The sequence below is a fragment of the Variovorax pasteuri genome, from assembly GCF_051216435.1.
Taxonomy (GTDB): Bacteria; Pseudomonadota; Gammaproteobacteria; order Burkholderiales; family Burkholderiaceae_C; genus Variovorax.
The window spans coordinates 191,350-212,300 of the sequence record NZ_JBPJZS010000001.1 but is presented as its reverse complement, the minus strand read 5'-3'; the positions used below and the strand labels follow the sequence as shown (position 1 = coordinate 212,300).

General features: G+C 67.7%; 20 protein-coding genes. 14 read left to right on the top strand and 6 right to left on the bottom strand.

The features are described 5' to 3' along the window. Window positions 1-2: 2 nt before the first annotated feature. The 3 genes from ACSFBM_RS00950 to ACSFBM_RS00940 form a co-directional block, all read right to left on the bottom strand. On the bottom strand, window positions 3-1,277 hold the full coding sequence (locus ACSFBM_RS00950; RefSeq protein ID WP_435482724.1) for a M20 aminoacylase family protein: 1,275 nt from the start codon (window positions 1,275-1,277) through the stop codon (window positions 3-5). A 1-nt stretch (window position 1,278) separates the two neighbouring features. Further along, window positions 1,279-2,259 carry an ABC transporter permease gene (locus ACSFBM_RS00945; protein ID WP_435441666.1) on the bottom strand — a complete coding sequence of 327 codons (981 nt, stop codon included), beginning with the start codon at window positions 2,257-2,259 and terminating at the stop codon, window positions 1,279-1,281. Between the two features lie 195 nt (window positions 2,260-2,454). After that, on the bottom strand, window positions 2,455-3,699 hold the full coding sequence (locus ACSFBM_RS00940; RefSeq protein WP_435482723.1) for a porin: 1,245 nt from the start codon (window positions 3,697-3,699) through the stop codon (window positions 2,455-2,457). Between the two features lie 281 nt (window positions 3,700-3,980). Here ACSFBM_RS00940 and coq7 point away from each other — a divergent pair, with 281 nt between their 5' ends. Continuing rightward, complete coding sequence (coq7, locus tag ACSFBM_RS00935) at window positions 3,981-4,610, top strand: 2-polyprenyl-3-methyl-6-methoxy-1,4-benzoquinone monooxygenase (RefSeq protein WP_435482722.1); 630 nt, start codon at window positions 3,981-3,983, stop codon at window positions 4,608-4,610. 18 nt (window positions 4,611-4,628) lie between these two features. Here the strand turns inward: coq7 and ACSFBM_RS00930 are convergent, their stop codons facing one another. Then, a complete protein-coding gene (locus ACSFBM_RS00930; RefSeq protein WP_435441931.1) occupies window positions 4,629-5,078 on the bottom strand; it encodes an OsmC family protein in 450 nt (149 codons plus the stop codon). 248 nt (window positions 5,079-5,326) lie between these two features. On the opposite strand from ACSFBM_RS00930, the gene ACSFBM_RS00925 reads away from it, so the two are divergent. Continuing rightward, on the top strand, window positions 5,327-6,625 hold the full coding sequence (locus ACSFBM_RS00925) for a porin (protein WP_435482721.1): 1,299 nt from the start codon (window positions 5,327-5,329) through the stop codon (window positions 6,623-6,625). 100 nt (window positions 6,626-6,725) lie between these two features. On the opposite strand, the gene ACSFBM_RS00920 is transcribed toward ACSFBM_RS00925, so the two are convergent. Continuing rightward, entirely contained in the window at window positions 6,726-7,856 is a 1,131-nt protein-coding gene (locus tag ACSFBM_RS00920) for a hypothetical protein (protein ID WP_435482720.1), read from the bottom strand. A gap of 49 nt (window positions 7,857-7,905) precedes the next feature. Here ACSFBM_RS00920 and ilvA point away from each other — a divergent pair, with 49 nt between their 5' ends. Next, window positions 7,906-9,510: a threonine ammonia-lyase, biosynthetic gene (gene ilvA, locus ACSFBM_RS00915; RefSeq protein WP_435482719.1), complete on the top strand. Its 1,605-nt coding sequence runs from the start codon at window positions 7,906-7,908 to the stop codon at window positions 9,508-9,510. 64 nt (window positions 9,511-9,574) lie between these two features. Here ilvA and ACSFBM_RS00910 read toward each other — a convergent pair whose 3' ends face one another. Continuing rightward, entirely contained in the window at window positions 9,575-10,180 is a 606-nt protein-coding gene (locus tag ACSFBM_RS00910) for a type II secretion system protein N (protein WP_435482718.1), read from the bottom strand. Between the two features lie 50 nt (window positions 10,181-10,230). Between ACSFBM_RS00910 and gspG the strand changes: the two genes are divergently transcribed. From gspG to gspF, 11 genes are all read left to right on the top strand, one after another. Beyond that, window positions 10,231-10,671 (top strand): type II secretion system major pseudopilin GspG, encoded by a 441-nt coding sequence (gene gspG / locus ACSFBM_RS00905; protein ID WP_435482717.1) that lies wholly within the window; start codon window positions 10,231-10,233, stop codon window positions 10,669-10,671. Further along, window positions 10,646-11,164, top strand: a complete 519-nt coding sequence (locus ACSFBM_RS00900; protein ID WP_435482716.1) for a prepilin-type N-terminal cleavage/methylation domain-containing protein — start codon at window positions 10,646-10,648, stop codon at window positions 11,162-11,164. Before gspG ends, ACSFBM_RS00900 begins: the two co-directional genes overlap by 26 nt. Further along, window positions 11,161-11,550 carry a type II secretion system minor pseudopilin GspI gene (gspI, locus tag ACSFBM_RS00895; protein WP_435482715.1) on the top strand — a complete coding sequence of 130 codons (390 nt, stop codon included), beginning with the start codon at window positions 11,161-11,163 and terminating at the stop codon, window positions 11,548-11,550. The genes ACSFBM_RS00900 and gspI overlap by 4 nt, the downstream gene beginning before the upstream one ends. Beyond that, the gene (locus tag ACSFBM_RS00890; RefSeq protein ID WP_435482714.1) at window positions 11,550-12,242 is read left to right on the top strand and encodes a PulJ/GspJ family protein; all 693 of its coding nucleotides are present in this window, start codon (window positions 11,550-11,552) and stop codon (window positions 12,240-12,242) included. The genes gspI and ACSFBM_RS00890 overlap by 1 nt, the downstream gene beginning before the upstream one ends. Further along, window positions 12,239-13,207, top strand: a complete 969-nt coding sequence (gspK, locus tag ACSFBM_RS00885) for a type II secretion system minor pseudopilin GspK (protein ID WP_435482713.1) — start codon at window positions 12,239-12,241, stop codon at window positions 13,205-13,207. Before ACSFBM_RS00890 ends, gspK begins: the two co-directional genes overlap by 4 nt. 127 nt (window positions 13,208-13,334) lie before the next feature. Next, complete coding sequence (gene gspL, locus ACSFBM_RS00880) at window positions 13,335-14,552, top strand: type II secretion system protein GspL (protein ID WP_435482712.1); 1,218 nt, start codon at window positions 13,335-13,337, stop codon at window positions 14,550-14,552. Continuing rightward, window positions 14,549-15,118 carry a type II secretion system protein GspM gene (gene gspM, locus ACSFBM_RS00875; RefSeq protein ID WP_435482711.1) on the top strand — a complete coding sequence of 190 codons (570 nt, stop codon included), beginning with the start codon at window positions 14,549-14,551 and terminating at the stop codon, window positions 15,116-15,118. Before gspL ends, gspM begins: the two co-directional genes overlap by 4 nt. Before the next feature lie 10 nt (window positions 15,119-15,128). Next, window positions 15,129-15,935, top strand: coding sequence for a type II secretion system protein N (gene gspN / locus ACSFBM_RS00870; RefSeq protein WP_435482710.1), 807 nt, complete (start codon window positions 15,129-15,131; stop codon window positions 15,933-15,935). Window positions 15,936-15,940: 5 nt separating this feature from the next. After that, on the top strand, window positions 15,941-18,241 hold the full coding sequence (gene gspD / locus ACSFBM_RS00865) for a type II secretion system secretin GspD (RefSeq protein WP_435482709.1): 2,301 nt from the start codon (window positions 15,941-15,943) through the stop codon (window positions 18,239-18,241). A 29-nt stretch (window positions 18,242-18,270) separates the two neighbouring features. Then, complete coding sequence (locus ACSFBM_RS00860) at window positions 18,271-19,668, top strand: GspE/PulE family protein (RefSeq protein WP_435441649.1); 1,398 nt, start codon at window positions 18,271-18,273, stop codon at window positions 19,666-19,668. A gap of 15 nt (window positions 19,669-19,683) precedes the next feature. Then, a complete protein-coding gene (gspF, locus tag ACSFBM_RS00855; protein WP_435482708.1) occupies window positions 19,684-20,922 on the top strand; it encodes a type II secretion system inner membrane protein GspF in 1,239 nt (412 codons plus the stop codon). Window positions 20,923-20,951: the final 29 nt, after the last annotated feature.

The window sequence follows — 20,951 nt, the reverse complement described above, 5'->3', positions numbered from 1 at the left end:
CATCACGTCGCCGCGGTGGCGGCTGCTTTCACTGGCTGCGCGCCGCGGGTAGCGGCAAGCGGCATGCCCTGCTCGATCAGGCCGGCGTGCAGCGCGGCGCCGAGCGGCAGGATCTCGTCATTGAAGTCGTAGCGGCTGTTGTGCAGGTAGGCGCCTTCGCGCACGTTCTGGCCGATGCGCAGGTAGGCGCCTGCCTTCTTCTGCAACATGAAGGAGAAGTCCTCGGCGCCCATGCTGGGCTCCATGTTGCGGTCGACGTTCTTCGCGCCCACCAGCGATTCGGCCACGTCGGCCGCGAACATCGCCTCGGGCGCGGTGTTGATGGTGGCGGGGTAGATGCGCTCGTACTGGATGCTGGCGCTCGCGCCGAAGCCGGAAGCAATGGCCGTGCACAGCTCGCTCAGCCGCTGCTCGACCTGCGCCTGCACGCGGGCGCTGAAAGTTCGCACCGTGCCGACCAGCGTCGCCTCGCCCGGTATCACGCTCATGGCGCCGAGGTCGCCGGCCTGCATGGCGCAGATGCTGAGGACCGCGGCGTCGATGGGGCGCACGTTGCGCGAGACGATGCTCTGGGCCGCGGTGATGATGTGCGCCGCGACGATCACCGGGTCGACGGTCTGGTAAGCGTGCGCGCCATGGCCACCCTTGCCCTTGATGTGGATGGTGACGCGGTCGGCCGCGGCCATCATGGCGCCGCGGTTGATGCCCACGGTGCCGGCCGGCATGGCGGGCCAGTTGTGCATGGCGTAGACGGCGTTCACCGGGAAGCGGTCGAACAGGCCGTCCTCGATCATCACGCGCGCGCCGGCGAAGCCTTCTTCGCCGGGCTGGAAGATCAGCACGGCCGTGCCGTCGAAGTCGCGTGTTTCGGCCAGGTAGCGCGCCGCGCCGACCAGCATGGCGGTGTGGCCGTCGTGGCCGCAGCCGTGCATGAGGCCGTCCTTGGCGGAGCGCCAGCCGAAGTCGTTGTCCTCGCGCATGGGCAGCGCATCCATGTCGGCGCGCAGGCCGATCAGGCGGCCACTGGCCGTGGAGCGGCCGCGGATGACGCCCACCACACCGGTCTTGCCGATGCCTTCGTGGATCTCGTCCACACCGCAGGCACGAAGGGCCTCGCGCACGCGCCCCGAGGTGTAGACCTCCTCGAAACCGAGTTCGGGGTGTGCATGCAGGTCGCGGCGAAAGGCCGTGATCTCGGGATAGAAGCTGGCGATGTGCGCGAACGCACGTCCGGACGCCCGCAGGCGCGGTTCCTCGGCTGTCGCTGCCGTCGTCATGTCAGTGCCCTCCCGCCTTGCCAACGCGCAGACGCGGATCGACCACGAAATACAGCAGGTCGACCACCAGATTGATCACCACGAAGATCAAGGCAATGAGGCAGAGGTAGGCCGCCATCACCGGGATGTCGGCGAAGGTGACGGCCTGGATGAACAGCAGGCCCATGCCCGGCCACTGGAACACCGACTCAGTGATGATGGCAAAGGCGATCAGGCCGCCGAGCTGCAGGCCGGTGATGGTCATCACCGGCACCAGCGTGTTCTTGAGCGCGTGACCGAAATGGATGGCGCGGTTCGACAGGCCGCGCGCGCGCGCGAACTTGATGTAGTCGGTGCGCAGCACCTCGAGCATCTCGGCGCGCACCAGCCGCATGATGAGCGTGAGCTGAAAGATCGCCAGCGTCACGGCCGGCAGCACGATGTGGTGCCAGCCGTCGGCGCGGAACAGGCCGCTGGTCCACCAGCCGAAGCTCACCGTCTCGCCGCGCCCGAAGCTGGGAAACCAGCCGAGCGTGACCGCGAACACGAGGATCAGCAGGATGCCGATCAGGAACGTGGGCAGCGACACGCCCAGCAGCGACACGGTCATGAACACCTGGCTCATGAAGGTGCCGCGGCGCAGCGCGGTGTACACGCCCATCGGGATGCCGATGAACAACGCGAGCACCGCAGCCACGAGCGCAAGTTCGAGCGTGGCGGGAAAGCGTTCGCCGATGAGGCGCGACACCTTGGCGCCCTGGCGCAGGCTCAATCCGAACTCACCCTGCGCGGCATTCACCAGGAAGTGCCAGAACTGCACGAAGAAGGGCTGGTCGAGCCCCAATGAAGCGCGCAGTTCGCGGATCTGGTCGGGCTTGGCGTCTTGTCCCAGCAGGAACACGACGGGGTCGCCGACATACTGGAACAAGAGAAAGGCGATGAACGCGACCGCGATCATCACGATCACGGCCTGGATCAGGCGGCGCAGTACAAAGGCGATCATTCAGCTACTAAAGTTTACGGGCATGCTAGCAGTGCAAGGTGCGTGCCCGCACGGGGGTTCCCCGGGGGTGCACGCACTTGGTGCTCTTTGCCAACACTCATCACGACGGGTGCGCCAGAACGAAAAAAGCCACTCGACTTTCGTCGAGTGGCTTCTTGAGCTTTTGATTCGAAGCTGGCTTACGCCAGCGTCAAATTAGAAAGCGTGACGGATACCGAAGTCGTAGCCCGTCGAGGTCTTCGGGGTGAACGTTGCGTTGCTGATGAACGCCGGGCCGCCCACAGTCAGTGCCGCGCCGTTCTTGTTGCTGACGCGAGCGATCGTTGCGTACAGAGCCGTGCGCTTCGACAGGTTGTGCACGTAGCCCAGAGCCAGCTTGTTGGCCTTCGGGTCGCGGATCGGCAGAGCGAACGGGTTCTGAACTGCGTTCAGGTCGTACTTGACAGCCGAGTACGAAGCGCGGATCAGGCCAGCACCGACCGGCACGGTCACGCCGAGCAGGTAACCGGTCAGGTCGATGTCAGCACGGCCACCAGCCAGCGGGGTCACTTCGTAGTCGATCTTGTTCTTGGCCCGCGACACTTCACCGAACAGCTTCACGGGACCGAAGTCATACGAAGCGCCCAGGTTCAGCGTGTTGACCTTGGTGGTCGTGCCGGCGTAGTAGTCGTCACCCACGGTGCTGCTGCCGTAAGCCAGCGCAACGTCCAGAGGACCATTCGCGTAGCCGAAGCGGCCGCCGACGTAACGACCTTGGCGCTGGCTGTTGGCCACGTTAGGCGTAGCAAGACCCGGGCTGTACTTGGTCTTCTCGTTGAAGCCGTACATCACTTGACCGTAGAAACCACCCAGGTTCGGCGGCAGGAAGTAGCCGACGGTGTTGCTGGCGCGAACGTAGTTGCTGTTGCCAACGTTGGTGAAAGCGCCAGTCGAAGCTGCGGGGGTACCGAAGTTGCCGAAAGGCGTGTTAGCCGTCGAGATCAGGTTCGTGCCAACGCCGTTGGTGCCGAACGGATCGAACACGGTGTCGTTCCAGAACGTCGGCGTGTAGTCACGACCCAGGCGGATTTCACCGAAACCACCCGACAGGCTCACGGTCGAGCGACGTGCGAACGTCGCGATACCTTGCTGGCCGTCGTCGTTGGAGATCGGGGCTTCGAGCCAGAAGCTGGCTGCCAGGCCACCACCGAGGTCTTCCGTACCACGGAAGCCCAGGCGGCTCGAGTTGTAGCCCGAGTTAGCCAGCTGCGTGCTCTTGGCCTTGACGCTGCCTTGGTTTTGGTAGAACGGGTTCAGGAACGTGGCGCCATTCAGGTCACGCGAGGTGCTCGAGTAGCCGCTGATCGACGCGTCGACCACACCGAACAGAGTGACGGACGACTGGGCCGAGGCAACACCGGCAACAGCCAGGGCAGCCAGAGCAACTAGAGATTTTTTCATTGCAAGTTTCTCCAAGGTTAAACATAGGGCTCCGGTGCGAAGGGCTCACTGTGACTGGCACTTAGTGCTCCCACCGGACCCCGGGCCAACCTCCTTTTGGGAAGTTGTTGCTATTGCACCAGAGCCGCCGCAGCAGGGCAAAACAATTCGCCCGAAAAGTTGGCTGGTCAGCGCGTTTCGTTGCACGCCTGCAACAAAGGACTTAGGCCACTCTTCTTGCCACCATGTGAAATATGACAACGCTCAAGCAGGTCATTTCTCACGTGGGTTCAAATAGACCCATGACGCCCCTGCTAGATCCTGTTCTGACCGCGGCGGACGCGGCACTGCGCACTCTTTTTGCCCGCCCCCACGCCACCCGGGCCATGCCCGCCCCCTTCGATGCCCCGGGCGAGCTGAGCGCTCATGAGCGGAGGGAGGCCGGCGCCCTGATGCGCGTGAACCACGTCGGCGAGGTCTGTGCACAAGCGCTCTATACCGCGCAGGCCGCCGTGACGCATGACCCATCCTTGCGCGCCCAGTTCATCGAGGCTGCACACGAGGAAACCGATCATCTGGCCTGGACACGCCAGCGCCTGGATGAACTTGGCGCAAGGCCCTCGATACTGAATCCGCTCTGGTACGCCGGCGCTTTCGGCCTCGGGCTGGTTGCGGGGCGGCTGGGAGATCCGCTGAGCCTGGGGTTCGTCGCTGAAACGGAGCGGCAGGTGGAGGCCCACCTCGACAGCCACCTGAACCGCCTCCCAACCGCCGACAGTGCCTCCAGGGCCGTCGTCGAGCAAATGAAGCTCGACGAGGCACGCCACGCAGCGCAAGCCGTCGACGCCGGGGCTGCGGAACTGCCGCCCCCCGCCAAGGCCCTGATGCGCGTGGCGTCCCGCATCATGACAACGCTGGCGCACCGCATCTGAGCCGGTACGGTCCGGCCCTCAGGTTTCGATCAGATCGAAACTGGTGGTGATTTCGGCCGTCTTCGCCAGCATGATGCTGGCGGAACAGTAGGTTTCGTGGCTCAGCGCAACTGCGCGCTCCACGGCCGAGGCCGGGATGCCTTTGCCCGCCACCGTGAAATGCATGTGGATCTTGGTGAACACCTTGGGATCCTTTTCGGCGCGTTCGCTCGTCAGCTTGACGCTGCAGCGCTCGACGCGATGGCGCCCGCGCTTCAGGATGAGCACGACGTCATAGGCCGTGCAGCCGCCGGTGCCCGCGAGCAGCGTCTCCATGGGCCGGGGCGCCAGGTTCTGGCCGCCGTTCTCGGGCTTGGTGGCGTCGGGTGCGCCGTCCATCGTCAGGACATGGCCGCTGCCGGTCTCGGCAACGAAGCCCATGGCCGATCGGGTGCCGGCGTCACCGGTCCAACTTACTGTGCATTCCATGGTCGTTCGGGGTTCCAGTGAGGGATGTCAGGCAAAAATGCACACCAAACATCGGTTTATGTGTGGGAAAAGCGTCACTCGCTTGTTGCATCGCAGCAAACAGTCGATATACTTTATTTCATTGCACGCCCCGTTGCGTGCAGCCAGTTGTCTCCTCCACCCTTCCAATTGGTGGATTTAGCCCCGAGCTGCAAAGCTCGGGGCTTTTTTCTTTGCCGCTGGCCGCGCAGCAGGCCTGAGCCACTCTAGTGCGCGCGCCTGAAAGGGCAGCTGCTCTGGCTGCCCTGGCTGTTGCCGGTGTTGCCTCGGCCCAGTCGTCCGTCACTCTGTTCGGTGTGGTCGACGCATCGATCAGCAGCTATTCGTCCAGTTCGCGGGACCTGAAGCCCACCGTTCTGCGCAACGACTTCCAGATTCCCACGTATACGAACCAAGGTAGCGTCAAGGTCCGCCGTACCGCTCTGGCGAATTCGGGCTACAACTCCAGCCGTCTGGGCTTCCGTGGTACGGAAGACCTGGGTGGCGGTCTGGCAGCCAGCTTCTGGCTCGAAGCCCCGATCACCAATGACGACGGCGCAACCGGTGTCTCGACGTTCGCTCGTCGCTCGACCGTGAGCCTGTCTGGTGGTTTCGGTGAAGTCCGCCTCGGTCGTGACTACACCCCGACCTTCTGGAACGACACCGTGTTCGATCCGTTCGGCACCAACGGCGTGGGCACCAACCTGATCTCGACGGCCAACGGTTTCAACACCGCCGGCGGCACGGGCGGCTTCGGCGGCAATGCCAACTACGTTCGCGCCAGCAACTCGATCGGCTACTTCCTGCCGCCGAACCTGGGTGGCTTCTACGGTCAACTGATGTACGCGTTCCACGAAAACGACAAGTACAAGAACGGTGAATTCACGCCAACTGCGGGCACTGGCTTTGCCCTGAATTCGAAGACCGGCGCCATCGAGCAGACCAGCGCGGCCAAGAGCCGCACCGGCCGCTACCTTGGCGGTCGCTTCGGCTACGCCAACGGTCCTCTGGACGTCGCACTTGCCTACGGCAACAGCACTGTGGGCGACCAGTACTACGCCGGTACCACCGACGCTGTAAAGACCTTCAACCTCGGTGCTTCGTACGACTTCGGTCCCGCAAAGCTCTTCGGTGAAGTTTCGCGCGCCAAGAACTCGCGTGACTACGAAGTCACCCCCTTCGGCGGAGGTCGCCCCGACGTGAACCTGAAGGGCTATCTGCTCGGCGTGACCGTACCGGTCGGTGCTGGCCTGATCCGCGCTTCGTACTCGTCGGTCAAGTACGACTTGAACAGGGTTCAAACCGCGTTCGCTCTGCCGATTCGCGACCCGAAGGCTAACAAGCTGGCACTCGGCTACGTGCACAACCTGTCGAAGCGCACGGCCCTGTACGCCACGGTGGCTCGTGTGAGCAACAAGAACGGCGCGGCACTGACTGTGGGCGGCCCGGCCTTCTACAACAACGCGGCTGGAGCCTTCACGCCGAAGAACTCGACGGGCTACGACTTCGGTCTCCGTCACGCGTTCTGACCTTCGTTTGATCCCGATGCTGGCTCCCGCCAGTTCGATTCAGCAAAGCCTCAAGTCGCCCGGTGCAAGCCGGGCGGCTTTTTGTCCTTTCCCTTTCCCTTCAAGTCACCCGGCCACGCCTGCTCTGCAGCAGCCCCACATTCATTTCTCCGCTCAACACCGATGCGTAGAAGCGTTCAACCATGTTGACGCTCGTGCGTGCGTTGCGCGCCAAGGTCAGCATGTCGATGCCCTGCCCATACAGGAGCCGCAACGTGATCGCTGTGTGGCGCAGGCAATAGAGCGTCCTGGCCTGACCCAGCGGCCCCTTGGCGAGCCCCGTCTTCTCGAGCACCCAGTGGAAAAAGAAGTTGAGCACTGCCAATGCGTGTTCACGGTTCTTCAGATGCGGCATGAAGATGTAGTCTTCCGCGCCGCCAAATCCATGCTCGCCGCGATGAGCGAGCAAGCATTCATAGACACGCACGGCGGGTCGAAGGCTCACGATGGGTTGACTGTGCCGCTTGGTCTCCGGCAGGTTCATGCGCAGGTAGACATGCTTGCCGCGCACCACATCGATGTGCTTGTGCTTCATGAGCTTGATGTCGCTCGGCCGCACGAAGGTGTTCACCATCCAACGAATCAGCCACGGCAATTCGTCCGGCATCACGAGCAGTTCCCTCGCGATCCAGAAGCGCTCGCCGGCCGACAGCTGATCGAGCACCGGGTGCGGGTGCCCGCGCAAGCTTCGCGCGGCCCCAATGATCGTTCTGTACTCCGCCACGCTGAAGCTCCCGCGCGGTTGGCTGCGCACCTTCACTTTCGGAAATGCCGGCGCATCGCGCAGCACGCCAGTGTGCACGCCATGCATCAACACCTTGCGCAACAGCACCAGGTACTGCGCGATCGTCGTGCTGGTGAAGCCCTGCGCGCCGAGGTGGTCGATGAGGCGTTGCGCATCGGCCGTAACGAACGACTGCGCCTGCACATCACCCAGCAACGGAATGATGTGCGCACGCAATCTGTTGCCCATGACCTGCCACGTGGGCCGGCCAATTTCTTTTCGCTGAACACGCGCAGCCTCTGCCTGCATCAGCCCTTTGGAAAGGTCGCTGACAGAAATTGATAACAAATTTTGCTCAATCGTAATTTGATTGGCAGGCGTGTGAACTGCGGAATAGCTGCGTCCAAAAAATCCCGAATCATTGGCCGCGGGGGTACTTTGAAATAGGTTTATGACATTTGTGTCCATGTCATACCCGCATGCAATCCCGATGCCTCTTATCATCGACGGTTAGCAAATGAAAACTCCCTTGGAAAAAATCGTGCGCAATGCACCTGTTACTCCGGCGCTGACGCCCGCCGACTATCTCAGAAAAATTCTCAACGCCCGTGTGTACGACGTGGCCGTGGAGTCCGCTCTGGAGAAGGCGCGCGCGCTCAGCGCACGGCTCGGCAACACGGTCTTGCTCAAGCGCGAAGACCAGCAACCGGTATTCAGCTTCAAGCTGCGTGGCGCCTATAACAAGATGGCGCACCTGAGTGCGGCGCAATTGGCGAGCGGCGTGATTTGCGCATCCGCCGGCAATCACGCACAGGGCGTTGCATTGGGCGCGCGCAAGCTCGGCACCCGCGCCGTCATCGTGATGCCGGTGACCACGCCCCGCTTGAAGATCGATGCGGTACGCGGCTTCGGCGGCGAAATCGTGCTGCACGGCGACAGCTATTCGGACGCCTATCTGCACGCACTCGAATTGCAGGCGCAGCAAGACCTGACCTTCGTCCACCCCTTCGACGACCCTGACGTCATTGCAGGCCAGGGCACCATCGCGATGGAGATCCTGCGCCAGCACCAGGGCCGGCTCGACGCCGTGTTCGTCGCGATCGGCGGCGGCGGCCTGATCTCCGGCGTGGCCAACTACATCAAGGCCGTGCGTCCCGAGATCAAGGTCATCGGCGTGCAGATGAACGACTCCGACGCGATGATGCAATCGGTCGCCGCGCACCAGCGGGTGAACCTGCCCGACGTCGGGCTGTTCTCGGACGGCACCGCGGTCAAGCTGGTCGGCGAAGAAACCTTCCGCATCGCCAGCGAGCTGGTGGACGAGTACATCGCCGTCGACACGGACGCCGTGTGCGCCGCCATCAAGGACATCTTCGTGGACACGCGCGGCATCGTCGAACCGGCGGGCGCGCTGGCGGTGGCGGCCATCAAGCAGTACGCGGCCCAGCATGGCCGCCAGGGCGAGACCTACGCGGCGATCCTGTGCGGCGCCAACATGAACTTCGACCGGCTTCGCTTCGTGGCCGAACGGGCCGAGGTCGGCGAAGAACGCGAAGCACTGTTCGCGGTCACGATCCCCGAAGAGCGCGGCAGCTTCCGCCGCTTCTGCGAGCTGGTGAGCGAATTGCCCGCGCGCGACGCCGAGGCCGGCGGCGCGCCGCGCAACGTGACCGAGTTCAACTACCGCATCAGCGACGCGGCCAAGGCCCATGTGTTCGTCGGCCTCACCACCTCGGAACGCGGTGAGTCAGCCACCATCGCGCGCTGCTTCAACGAGCACGGCTTCGAGGCGCTGGACCTCACGCACGACGAACTGGCCAAGGAGCATCTGCGCCACCTCGTGGGCGGGCGCACCGGTCTGGCGCACGACGAACGGCTGCTGCGATTCGTGTTTCCCGAACGCCCGGGCGCGCTGCTCAAGTTCCTGAGCCTGATGAAGCCGAACTGGAACATCAGCCTGTTCCACTACCGCAACCAGGGCGCCGACTACGGCCGCATCTTGGTCGGGCTGCAGGTGCCGACCGGTGAGTCCGCCGCGTTCGACGCCTTCCTCGAAACGCTGGGCTATCCCTACGTCGAGGAAACGGCCAACCCGGCGTACCGCATGTTCCTGCAGGCCTGAAAAAGCGGAAGCCGGCGCAAGGCCGGCTTCTGTCGCTGAATCGTTCGCTGCGCGCTGCTGCGGGCTACTGCGCCTGCCCTTGAGGCGCCTGCTGCGGAGGTGGCGTCACCACCGCCGGCATCATCGCCGGCGGCAATCCGGCGGGAGGCGGGGCGCTCATGGACACGGGCGGTGCAGCCGCCACCGTCGGCAATGCACCCGGCACGCTCGACACGCTGATCGGTGCGCGCACCGGCAGTTGCAGCGTGAACGCCGCAGGCCCGTCGGCCTGCGCGCCCAGCGTGGCCGAGCGCAACCCCACCGACTGCAGCACGTAGTTGTCGCCAACCCTCGACCCCACGCGGAACGGCCGCGGCGGCTTGCCGTCGATGGCGATCAGCGCGGCGCCCTGCTTCGACGGGTCGGCCACGACGCCCGACAGTGCGAAGCGGCTGGCCGCCTCCGGCGTCACCGGCGCGGTGCTCGATGCGGGGAGCACGCCCAGCAGCCGCGCCACCGCATCCGAGTCGGCCGCAACCGACGGCCGGGGCATGGTCGCGGCCGCCGCGACCATGTCGGTCGGCGAAGCCAGGCGCAGCGCCCAGAACACGGCCGCACCGGCTGCCAGCGCCCAAAGCCCTGTCGTTGCAAGTGGGGCATGCCAGCGGGCGGCGGAGTAAGGACTTGTCATGGGCGCGGATTATCATGCAGCGCGCCTTCCGAATCATGTCCGCCGAACCCATGAAAAAATTCCTTCGTACCGCCACCCGCACCGCCCAACGCGGCTTCACGCTGATCGAACTGATGGTCGTGCTGGTCATCATCGGCGTGCTCGCGGCGCTGATCGTGCCGAACGTGATCGAACGCGCCGACGACGCCCGCGTGACGGCCGCACGCACCGACATCAACAACCTGATGCAGGCGCTCAAGCTCTACCGCCTGGACAACCAGCGCTACCCCACCGGCGAGCAGGGCCTGCAGGCGCTGCTCACCCGCCCGACCTCGGGCCCGGCCGCGCCCAACTGGAAGCCCTACGTTGAGAAGCTGCCCAACGACCCCTGGGGCCATCCGTACCAGTACATGAACCCGGGCATCAAGGGCGAGATCGACGTGCTCTCGTTCGGCGCCGACGGCCAGAGCGGCGGCGAGGGCAAGAATGCCGACATCGGCAGCTGGCAGTAGCAGCCCGGGCGCGTCGCGCCGCAACCTGCATCCACACCCTCCCCCCAACAGCCATCCGGCCGCCGGCTTCACCCTGCTGGAGCTGATCGTGGTGATTGCGATCATCGCGATCGCCACCGCCGCCGTGAGCTTCGCCATGCGCGACACCGACGCCGCCAAGCTCGACCGCGAGGGCGACCGCCTGGCCGCCCTGCTCGAATCGGCGCGCGCCCAGTCGCGCGCCAGCGGCGTGGTGGTGCGGTGGCGCCTGGTGGAAGGCGGTTTCGTGTTCGACGGCCTGCCAGCCGGTGCGCTGCCCAGCGGCTGGGCCGCCGAAGGCATCACGGCCCAGGCTTCGCTCGCCAGTGGTGTGCCGGTTCCGGGCCTGCAGCTGGGGCCCGACCCGATCATTGCGCCGCAGCAGGTCATGCTCTATTCGGCCGGCCCACCCGCCCGCGCGTTGCGCATCGCCACCGACGGGCTGCGCCCCTTCACCGTGACGGCCGTGCAATGAACGCGCGGCGCACTTCTTCTTCACGCGCCTCGCACAGCCGCGGCTTCACGCTGATCGAAGTGCTGATCGCGCTGGGCATCGTGGCGCTGGCGCTGGCTGCGGGCTCGCAGGCCACGATGTCGCTCACCCGCAATGCGCAGCGCCAGTCCGACCTGGTGCTGGCCGAGCTGTGCGCGGAGAACGAACTCGCCAAAGCGCGGCTCTCGCGGCAGATGCCGGCGGTGGGCGACTCGGGCTCGATCTGCCCGCAGGCCGGCGTGTCGTTCAACGTGACGACCTCGACCTTTCCCACGCTGAACCCGAACTTCCGCCGTGTCGACGTGCAGGTGCGCGACGAGGGCGACGCGCCGATCCTGCGCATCTCGACCGTGGTGGGGCGCTACTGATGCGGCGCGCCACACCCACCGCCCCGCGCGGCTTCACGCTGATCGAGCTGCTCGTCGCCATCTCGGTGATGGCCCTTCTGTCGCTCGTGAGCTGGCGCGGACTGGAGAGCATGTCGCGCGCCACCACGCAGAACCAGCAGCGCGCCGACGCCGTGCTGACGCTGCAGACCACGCTTGCGCAGTGGGGCGCCGACCTCGACGCCGTGACCACGCTGGCGCAGACCCGCCCGATCGACTGGGACGGCCGCGTGCTGCGCCTCACGCGGCGCGGCAGCGACGCCAGCGCGCCCTCCGTGCTGGTGGTCGCCTGGACGCTCAAGCAAGGCCCCGACGGCGTGCGCTGGCGGCGCTGGCAGTCGCTGCCCTTCGCCACGCGCGGCGAGTGGCAGCAGGCCTGGAACATGGCCGCCGCCTGGTCGCAGGACGCCGGCACCGGCGCCGCAGGCGGCTACAGCGACGTCACGCTGGTGCCCGCCAGCAGCTGGCAGCTCTATTTCTTTCGCGACAACACCTGGGTGCCCGCCAGCCAGTTGCCCACCGTCGCCGCCACCCCCAATGCGCCCACGGGCCCGGTCGTCGCCATGCCCGACGGGCTGCGCCTGGTGATCACGCTGCCGCCGGGCGACGGGCTCTCGGGCACCCTCACGCGCGACTGGGTCCGCCCCACCGTCGGCGCGCCCCGAAGCTCATGACGAAGACCGCCCAGCGCCAGTCCGGCGCCGCCCTGCTCGCCGCGATGCTCACGGTGATGCTGGTGGCCACCTTTTCCGCCGCGGCGCTCTGGCAACAATGGCGCGCCGCCGAGATCGAAGGCGCCGAGCGCGCCCGCGTGCAGGCCGCCTGGGTGCTGGTCGGCGCGCTCGACTGGTCGCGGCTGATCCTCGGCGAGGACGGCCGCGCCGGCGGTTCCGACAACCTCACCGAGCCCTGGGCCGTGCCGCTCGAGGAGGCGCGGCTCACCACCTTCCTGGCGGCCGAGAAGAACGTGGCCAGCGACAGCGTCGAAGGCCTGCCCGACGCGTTCCTGTCGGGCCGCATCGTCGACGCGCAGTCCAAGCTCAACGTGCTGTCGCTGGTCGACGCCGGCCAGCCCATACCCGCCAGCGTCGCCACCTTCACCCGGCTGTTCAATACGCTGGGACTGCCGGTGGCCGAGCTCAATCGCATGACCACGGGCCTCGTCAGCGCGCTCGCCACGGGTGCCGACGGCGATGCCGGCGGCGCCCCGTTGATGCCGCAGGAAGTCTCGCAGCTGGTGTGGCTCGGCCTGTCGCCCTCGACCGCGGCGGCGCTCGAACCCTACGTGACGATCCTGCCGGTGCGCACCACGCTCAACCTGAACACCGCCAGCGCCGAGGCCATCAGCGCCAGCATGGAGTCGCTCAACATCGCCAGCGCGCGCCAGCTGGTGGAGCGCCGCACGCGCAGCTTCTTCAAGGACATCGCCGCCGCCAACGCCGCGTTGCCCAGCGGCAGCGCGCCCTTCAACGCGGCGCAGCACGGCGTGGGCACCAACTATTTCGAGGTCTACGGCCGGCTGCGGCTGGACCGCACCTATGTCGAGGAACACTCGCTCCTACAACGCAACGGTGTCACGGTGACGACCATCTGGCGCACCCGAGGCGCCGGCGCAACGAACACTCCGGTCAAACCCTGATTTCGCGGCACTATTTGTAAATAAAAAGCCTTCTAACGCGCGTCACAGCTGCACAGTACGCTATCGAAAGAAGAGCGCTCCGCTGTCGGACAGACACCTACAATCCACCGGCTTTTCCAACATCGACATGACCCCCTTGCTGCTCCTTGCCCCCCTCCCCCCGGCCGACGCCGCGGGCGAGTTCGACTGGGCCCAAGCAGGCGACGACGGCATTGCGTTGCGCAACCAGGGCCGCGCGCTGCTGGCGCTCCTGCCCTCGGGCAGCGAAGTCATGCTCGGCATTCCTTCCGCCGCCCTCTCGTGGCACCGCGTCACGCTGCCCAAGGGCAGCATGGGCAGCGCCTCCAGGCTGCGCGCGGTGCTCGACGGCCTGCTCGAAGAGCACCTGCTCGACGAGCCCGAGAGCCTGCACTTCGCGCTCGAGCCCGACGCCAAGGCCGGCGCGCCGGTGTGGGTCGCGGCCTGCAACCGCATCTGGCTGCGCAGCGTGGTGCAGGCGCTTGAAGCGGCCGGCCGGCGCGTGGTGCGCATCGTTCCCGAGTTCGCGCCCCAGCCGCTCGACGCCCCGCCGCTGCTGCTGGTCACGGGCGAGCCCGAGGCGCCGCGGCTCACCGTCTGCGACGCCGACGGCGTGGTCTCTCTGCCGCTGGCCGGTGCGGGGCTGGCGCTGTCGAGCGGCCTGCCGCTGGACACTGCCGTCATCACCACCGAACCCGCCGTGGCCGAAGCCGCCGAGCACCTGCTGGAGCGCCGCGTGCCCATCGTGCAGACGCCGCAGCGCTGGCTGCAGGCCGCGCGCACGCCGTGGGAGCTGGCGCAGTTCGACCTGGCCGTGACCGGCCGCGCGCGCGCCGGCAAGAAGTTCGCCTCCGTCTTCCAGACCCTGCGCTACGCACCCGAATGGCGTGCCGCGCGCTGGGGCGTGGTGGCGCTGCTGCTGACCCAGCTCATCGGCCTGAACGCCTGGGCCTGGAAGGAGCGCAACGCGCTCGACGCCAAGCGCCAGGCCGCCAAGACCATGCTGACCCAGACATTCCCCTCGGTGAAGATCGTGATCGACGCGCCGCTGCAGATGCAGCGCGAGGTTTCGGCGCTGCAACAGGCCGTGGGCGACGTGGCCGACAGCGACTTCGAACCCATGGTCGGCGCGCTCGCCGCCAACCTGCCGCCGGGCAAGGTGCCCAGCGCCGTCGACTACAGCGCAGGCCAGCTGCGCCTGCGCGGCCTGGGGCTGCAGCCGTCGGAGGTGTCGCAGGTCACCGGCGCCATGGCGCCGCGCGGCTACGGCGTGCGCACCGAAGGCGACCTGCTGCTCGTGCAGGCACAGGCCGAGGCCACCCGATGAACTTCAGCGAACAACTCAAGGCGCGCTGGGCCGCGCTCGATGCGCGCGAGCGCCGCCTGGTCGCAGGGGCCGCCACGCTGGTGGCACTGGCCTTGATGTGGTGGATTGCGCTCGCCCCCGCGTTGCGCACGCTGGCCGCGGCCCCGGCCGAACACGCACGGCTCGACGCCCAACTGCAGCAGATGGCCACCCTGCAGAACCGCGCGAAGGCGCTGCAATCGCAGCCGCGGCTGAACCGCGACGACGCGCTGCGCGCCCTGGAGACCTCGGTGCGCGACGGCCTCGGCGTCAGCAATGCCCAGCTCATGACGGCCGGCGGCGACGGTGCCGCCACGGTGTCGCTGCGCGCCGCGCCTGCGCCCACGCTCGCCCAATGGCTTGCCCAGGCCCGCGGCAATGCCCATGCGGTGCCGCGCGAAGTGCACCTGACCCGCGCGCCCACATCCACGCCCGCCTCCACGCCCGCCTCCGCGGCCGCGCCGTCGCCAGGCGGCAAGGACGCCGCCAAGCCGCCGGTGGTCCGCTGGGACGGCACCGTCGTCATGGCGCTGCCCGCGGCGCGATGAGCAGCACCGCATGGTGACCCGGTCCGCCCCCTCCGCCTTCCAACCCAGGCCGCCCCGCGGCTGGCGCTGGGCCTTGCTCGGGCTGACCCTCGGCGTGCTGGCAGCGGTGCTGCTGTTCGCGCCGGCCCGCTGGCTGTCGGCGGCGCTGTCGAGCTGGAGCGAAGGCCGCCTCGTGCTGGCCAACCCGCGCGGCACCGTGTGGAACGGCACCGCTGCCGTGGTGTTCGCCAGCGGCGCGGGTGGCGCGCAGGCCGTGTCGCTGCCCGGCGTGCTGCACTGGCGCATGCGTCCGGGCTGGGGCGGCATGTCCGCCAGCCTCGACCTGGCCTGCTGTGCCGCCCAGCCGCTCGAACTCAAGGCCAGCCCGCGCGCCGGCGGCATGTTGCTCACCTGGCAGGACAGCCGCTCGCGCTGGCCCGCCACCATGCTCGCCGGCCTGGGCGCGCCCTGGAACACGCTCAAGCTCGAAGGCGCGCTCGACCTGTCCACCAAGGCCTTCGCAGTGCAGTGGGACGGTCCCGCGCTGCGCATCGCGGGCCAGGCCACGCTCGACGCCACCGACGTTTCCTCCAGCCTGTCGACGCTGAGGCCGATGGGCAGCTACCGACTCACGCTCGACGGCGGCCCCAGCCCCACGCTGCTGCTGAGCACGCGCGAAGGCAGCCTCGAACTCAACGGCAGCGGCAGCTGGAACGGCACCTCGTTCCGCTTCAACGGCGAAGCCAGCGCCGCGCCAGGCCGCGAAGACGCACTTTCCAATTTGTTGAACATCATCGGGCGCCGCGACAACGCACGCTCGATCATCACCCTGGGTTGATCCTCATGATGAAGCCACTGTTTTCGACCGGCACCGTCGCCCTTGCGGTGCGCGTGCTGATCGCCGCCACCTTCCTGCAGGCCGCGCCCGCCGTGTTCGCGCAGGCCGGGGACGCGCCGCGCCGCGGGGAGCCGATCACGCTCAACTTCGCCAACGCCGACATCGAGGCCGTGGCGCGCACCATGGCGGTGGTCACCGGGCGCGACGTGGTGGTCGACCCGCGCGTGAAGGGCACGATGAACCTGGTCACCGACCGCGCCATCCAGCCGGCCGCGGCCTTCAACCAGTTCGCCTCGGCGCTGCGGCTGCAGGGCTTCGCGGTGGTGGAGGCCGACGGCCTGTACAAGGTGGTGCCCGAGGCCGACGCCAAGCTGCAGAGCAGCACCGTCAACACCTCCATCGGCGCCGCGTCGTCCAGCGGCAGCAACCAGATCGTCACGCAGATCTTCCGGCTCAACTACGAGTCGCCCAACAGCCTGCTGCCGGTGCTGCGCCCGCTGATTCCGCCGAACAACACCATCAACGTGAACCCGGGCAACAACTCGCTCGTGATCACCGACTACGCCGACAACATGCGCCGGCTGGCGCGCATCATCGCGTCGCTCGACGTGCCGAACGCGTCCGACATCGAGGTGATCCAGCTCAAGCACTCCATCGCCACCGACATGGTGCCGCTGGTGCAGCGCCTGATCGACGGCGGCGGTGCGGGCGCGCCGGGCGCGGCCGCTGCCCCGGGCGCCGCCGATGCGTCGTTCCGCACCACGCTGATGGCCGACCCGCGCAGCAACTCGCTGATTCTTCGCGCGGCCAACCCGGCGCGCGTGAGCCTGGTGCGCTCGCTGGTCGACAAGCTCGACCGCCCGGCCGCCGAAAGCACCAACGGCGCGGCCGGCAACATCTACGTCGTCTACCTGAAGAACGCCGACGCGGTGCGCCTGGCGGCCACGCTGCGCGCCGCCATGGCGGCCAACCAGATCAACACCACCCAGGGCGGCGCCGCGGGCGCGGCCGGTGGCGCGGCCCAGCCGCAGGGGCAGAACGCGTTCTCGCAGCAGGCGCAGCAGTCGGCCTTCGGCGGTCAGGGAAGCAGCTCGCCGCAGGCCTCGGCGCCGCTCAACAACGCCAACCAGCCGTCCACCGGCGGCCAGATCCAGGCCGACCCGAGCACCAACTCGCTGATCATCACGGCGCCCGAGCCGCAGTACCGCCAGATGCGCGCGGTGATCGACCGGCTCGACGGGCGCCGCGCGCAGGTCATGATCGAGGCGCTCATCGTCGAGGTGAACGCCACCAAGGCCGCCAACTTCGGCGTGCAGTGGCAAAGCGCGCTGGGCAACAACGCGGTCATCGGCACCAACTCCAGCCTGACGGGCGCCAACATCCTGGCGCTGACCCAGGCCATCGCCACCCGCAACGCGGCGGGCATCAACCTTCCCACCGGCCTGAACCTGGGCATCGCGGGCAAGGTCGGCGGCCAGTACATCCTGGGCGCCATCGCCAACTTCTTCAGCAGCGACAACGACGCCAACGTGCTGTCCACGCCCAACCTGCTGACGCTGGACAACGAAGAGGCCAAGATCGTCATCGGCCAGAACGTGCCCTTCCCCACCGGCTCGTACGCCAGCACCTCGGGCTCGGTGGGCATCAACCCCTTCACCACCGTCGAGCGCAAGGACGTGGGCCTCACGCTGCGCGTGCGCCCGACCATCAACGAGAACGGCACCGTGAAGATGCAGATCTTCCAGGAGATCTCCAACGTCGCGGCCGGCACCACCACCGACCCGAACGGCCCCACCACCAACAAGCGCTCGCTCGAATCCAGCGTGCTGGTGGAAGACGGCGGCCTGGTCATGCTGGGCGGCCTGCTGTCGGACACCTACGGCAACGCCATCGAGAAGGTGCCGCTGGCCGGCGACATCCCGATCGTGGGCAACCTGTTCAAGAACGAGACCCGCAAGCGCGAGAAGAACAACCTGATGATGTTCCTGCGCCCCGTGGTCATGCGCGACGCGAATTCGACCGAAGCCTTCGCCTACGACCGCTACGACCAGATCCGCGGCCTGCAGCAGGCAACGCAGCCCAACACCGACAACGTGATGCTGCGCAACGTGAGCGCCGCCCCCATCCTGCCGGCCGCACCGCCGCTGGGCGCCGCGAGCAACCGCACCGGCGGCCTGCGCGACGAAGGCACCCAGCTGATTCCGCCGCCGGCGCTGCCCGCCGACAACCGCCGGCTGGCCCCGAGCCCCCTGCGCGGCGCGCTGCCGCCCACGGCCGATCCCGTGAGCGCACGCGAACTGCCCTGACGCGCGCGAAATGCCTTGATACTGCCCTGATGTCCAGCCGCTACCCCCTGCCCTACGCGTTCGCACGCAGCCAGCAACTGCTGCTCGAGGAAGCCGACGACGGCCGCCACACGCTGTGGATGTCCTCGCACCCCGCGCGCAGCGCCGTGGGCGAAGTGGCGCGCAAATACGGCGTGCAGGCCTTCGAGGTGCTGGCCGACGGCGTGCTGGCGCAGCGCATCAGCGCGGCGTATTCGCAGGGCGAATCGAGCGCCGCCGCGGTGGTGAGCGAGGTGCAGAACGACGCCGACCTCTCGCGCATGATGCAGGAGCTGCCGGCTGTCGAAGACCTGCTGGCCAGCGCGGGCGACGCGCCCATCATCCGCATGCTCAACGCGCTGCTCACGCAGGCCGCGCGCGACGGCGCCAGCGACATCCACATCGAGCCCTACGAGCGCACCTCGTCCGTGCGCTTTCGCATCGACGGCACGCTGCGCGAGGTGGTGCAACCCAACCGCGCGCTGCACGCCGCGCTGATCTCGCGGCTGAAGATCATGGCCGACCTCGACATCTCCGAGAAGCGGCTGCCGCAGGACGGGCGCATCAGCCTTCGCATCGGCACGCGCGCGGTCGACGTGCGGGTGTCCACGCTGCCCAGCGCGCACGGCGAACGCGCGGTGCTGCGCCTGCTGGACAAGAGCGAGTCGAAGCTCACGCTCGAATCGGTGGGCATGCAGGGCGACACGCTGCATCGCTTCGAAAAACTCATCTCGCAGCCGCACGGCATCATCCTGGTGACGGGCCCCACGGGCTCGGGCAAGACCACCACGCTGTACGCCGCGCTGGCCCGCCTGGACGCCAGCCGCAGCAACATCATGACGGTGGAAGACCCCATCGAGTACGAGCTGCCCGGCGTGGGCCAGACGCAGATCAACGCCAAGATCGAACTCACCTTCGCCAAGGCTCTGCGCGCCATCCTGCGGCAGGACCCGGACGTGATCATGATCGGCGAGATCCGCGACTTCGAGACCGCGCAGATCGCCATCCAGGCCTCGCTCACCGGCCACCTGGTGCTGGCCACGCTGCACACCAACGACTCCGTCAGCGCCGTCACGCGCCTGACCGACATGGGCGTGGAGCCCTTCCTGCTGAGCTCTTCGCTGCTGGGCGTGCTCGCGCAGCGCCTCGTGCGCAAGGTCTGCACGGCCTGCGCGGGTGCCGGCTGCGAGGTCTGCGGCCAGACCGGCTACCAGGGCCGCACCGGCATCTTCGAGCTGCTGGTGGCCGACGAGACCGTGCAGGGCCTCATTCACAGCAAGGCGGCCGAGAGCGAGCTGCTGCAAGCCGGCGCGCGCGGCGGACTGCGGCTGATGCGCGAAGACGGCGAGCGGCTGGTGCAGGCCGGCATCACCTCGCGCGCCGAACTGCTGCGCGTCACGCGCGACTAGCGCGCCGGTTTCGCCATGCCCGCCTATTCCTTCGAAGCCATCGATGCCACCGGCCAGTCGCGCGAAGGCGTGCTCGAGGCCGATACCGCACGCAGCGCGCGCAGCCTGCTGCGGGCGCAGGCGCTCATTCCGCTGTCGGTCAAGCCGGTCGGCAGCGACCACATCAACGGCACCGGCCAGCGCAGCAGCCTGAGCCGCTGGCTGGGCGGCGGCAAGCGGGTCTTCAATTCCACCGGCCTGGCCGTGTGGACGCGCCAGCTCGCGGGCCTGGTGTCTTCGGGCCTGCCGCTGGAACGCGCGCTCACCGCGCTCACCGACGAGGCCGAATCCGAGCCGCAGCGCAACCTCGTCGCCTCGCTGCGCGCCGAGGTCAACGCCGGTTCGCCGTTCGCGCGTGCGCTGTCGGCGCATTCGCGCGAGTTCTCGCCCATCTACACCGCCGTGATCGGTGCCGGCGAGCAAAGCGGCAACCTGGGCCTGGTGCTCGACCGCCTGGCCGACGACCTGGAAGAGCGCCAGGCGCTGCAGCAGAAGCTGATCGGCGCGGCGCTGTACCCGGCCATCGTCACGCTGGTGGCGATCGTGATCGTGATCTTCCTCGTGAGCTACGTGGTGCCGCAGGTGGCGCAGGTGTTCGCGGGCACCAAGCGCTCGCTGCCCTTCCTCACCACGGTGATGCTGTCGCTGAGCGCGGGCGTGCGCAACTACGGCTGGTGGATGCTGGGCGCGGTGGTGCTCGCAGCAGCCGGCGTGCGGCTCGCGCTGGCGCAGGAAGCCTTTCGCCTGAAGTTCGACGCCGCCTGGCTCAAGCTGCCGCTGGTGGGCAAGCTCGCGCGCGGCTACAACGCGGCGCGCTTCGCCAGCACGCTGGCCATGCTGGCCACCGCCGGCGTGCCCATCCTGCGCGCGCTGCAGGCGGCGGCCGAAACGCTGAGCAACCGCGCCATGCGCGCCGACGCGCTCGACGCGCTGGTGCTGGTGCGCGAAGGCGCGCCGCTGGCCTCGGCGCTGGCGCAGAAAAAACGCTTTCCGGGGCTGGTGTCGATGTTCGCGCGCCTGGGCGAGCAGACCGGCACGCTGCCGCTGATGCTGCAGCGCGCGGCCAACCAGCTCGGCGCCGAAGTGCAGCGCCGCGCGATGCACCTGGCCACCATCCTCGAACCGCTGCTGATCGTGGCGATGGGCGGCGTGGTGATGCTGATCGTGCTGGCGGTGATGCTGCCGATCATCCAGCTCAACCAGTTCATCAAGTGACGCGCCGCACCGCCTCACACACCCAGGCG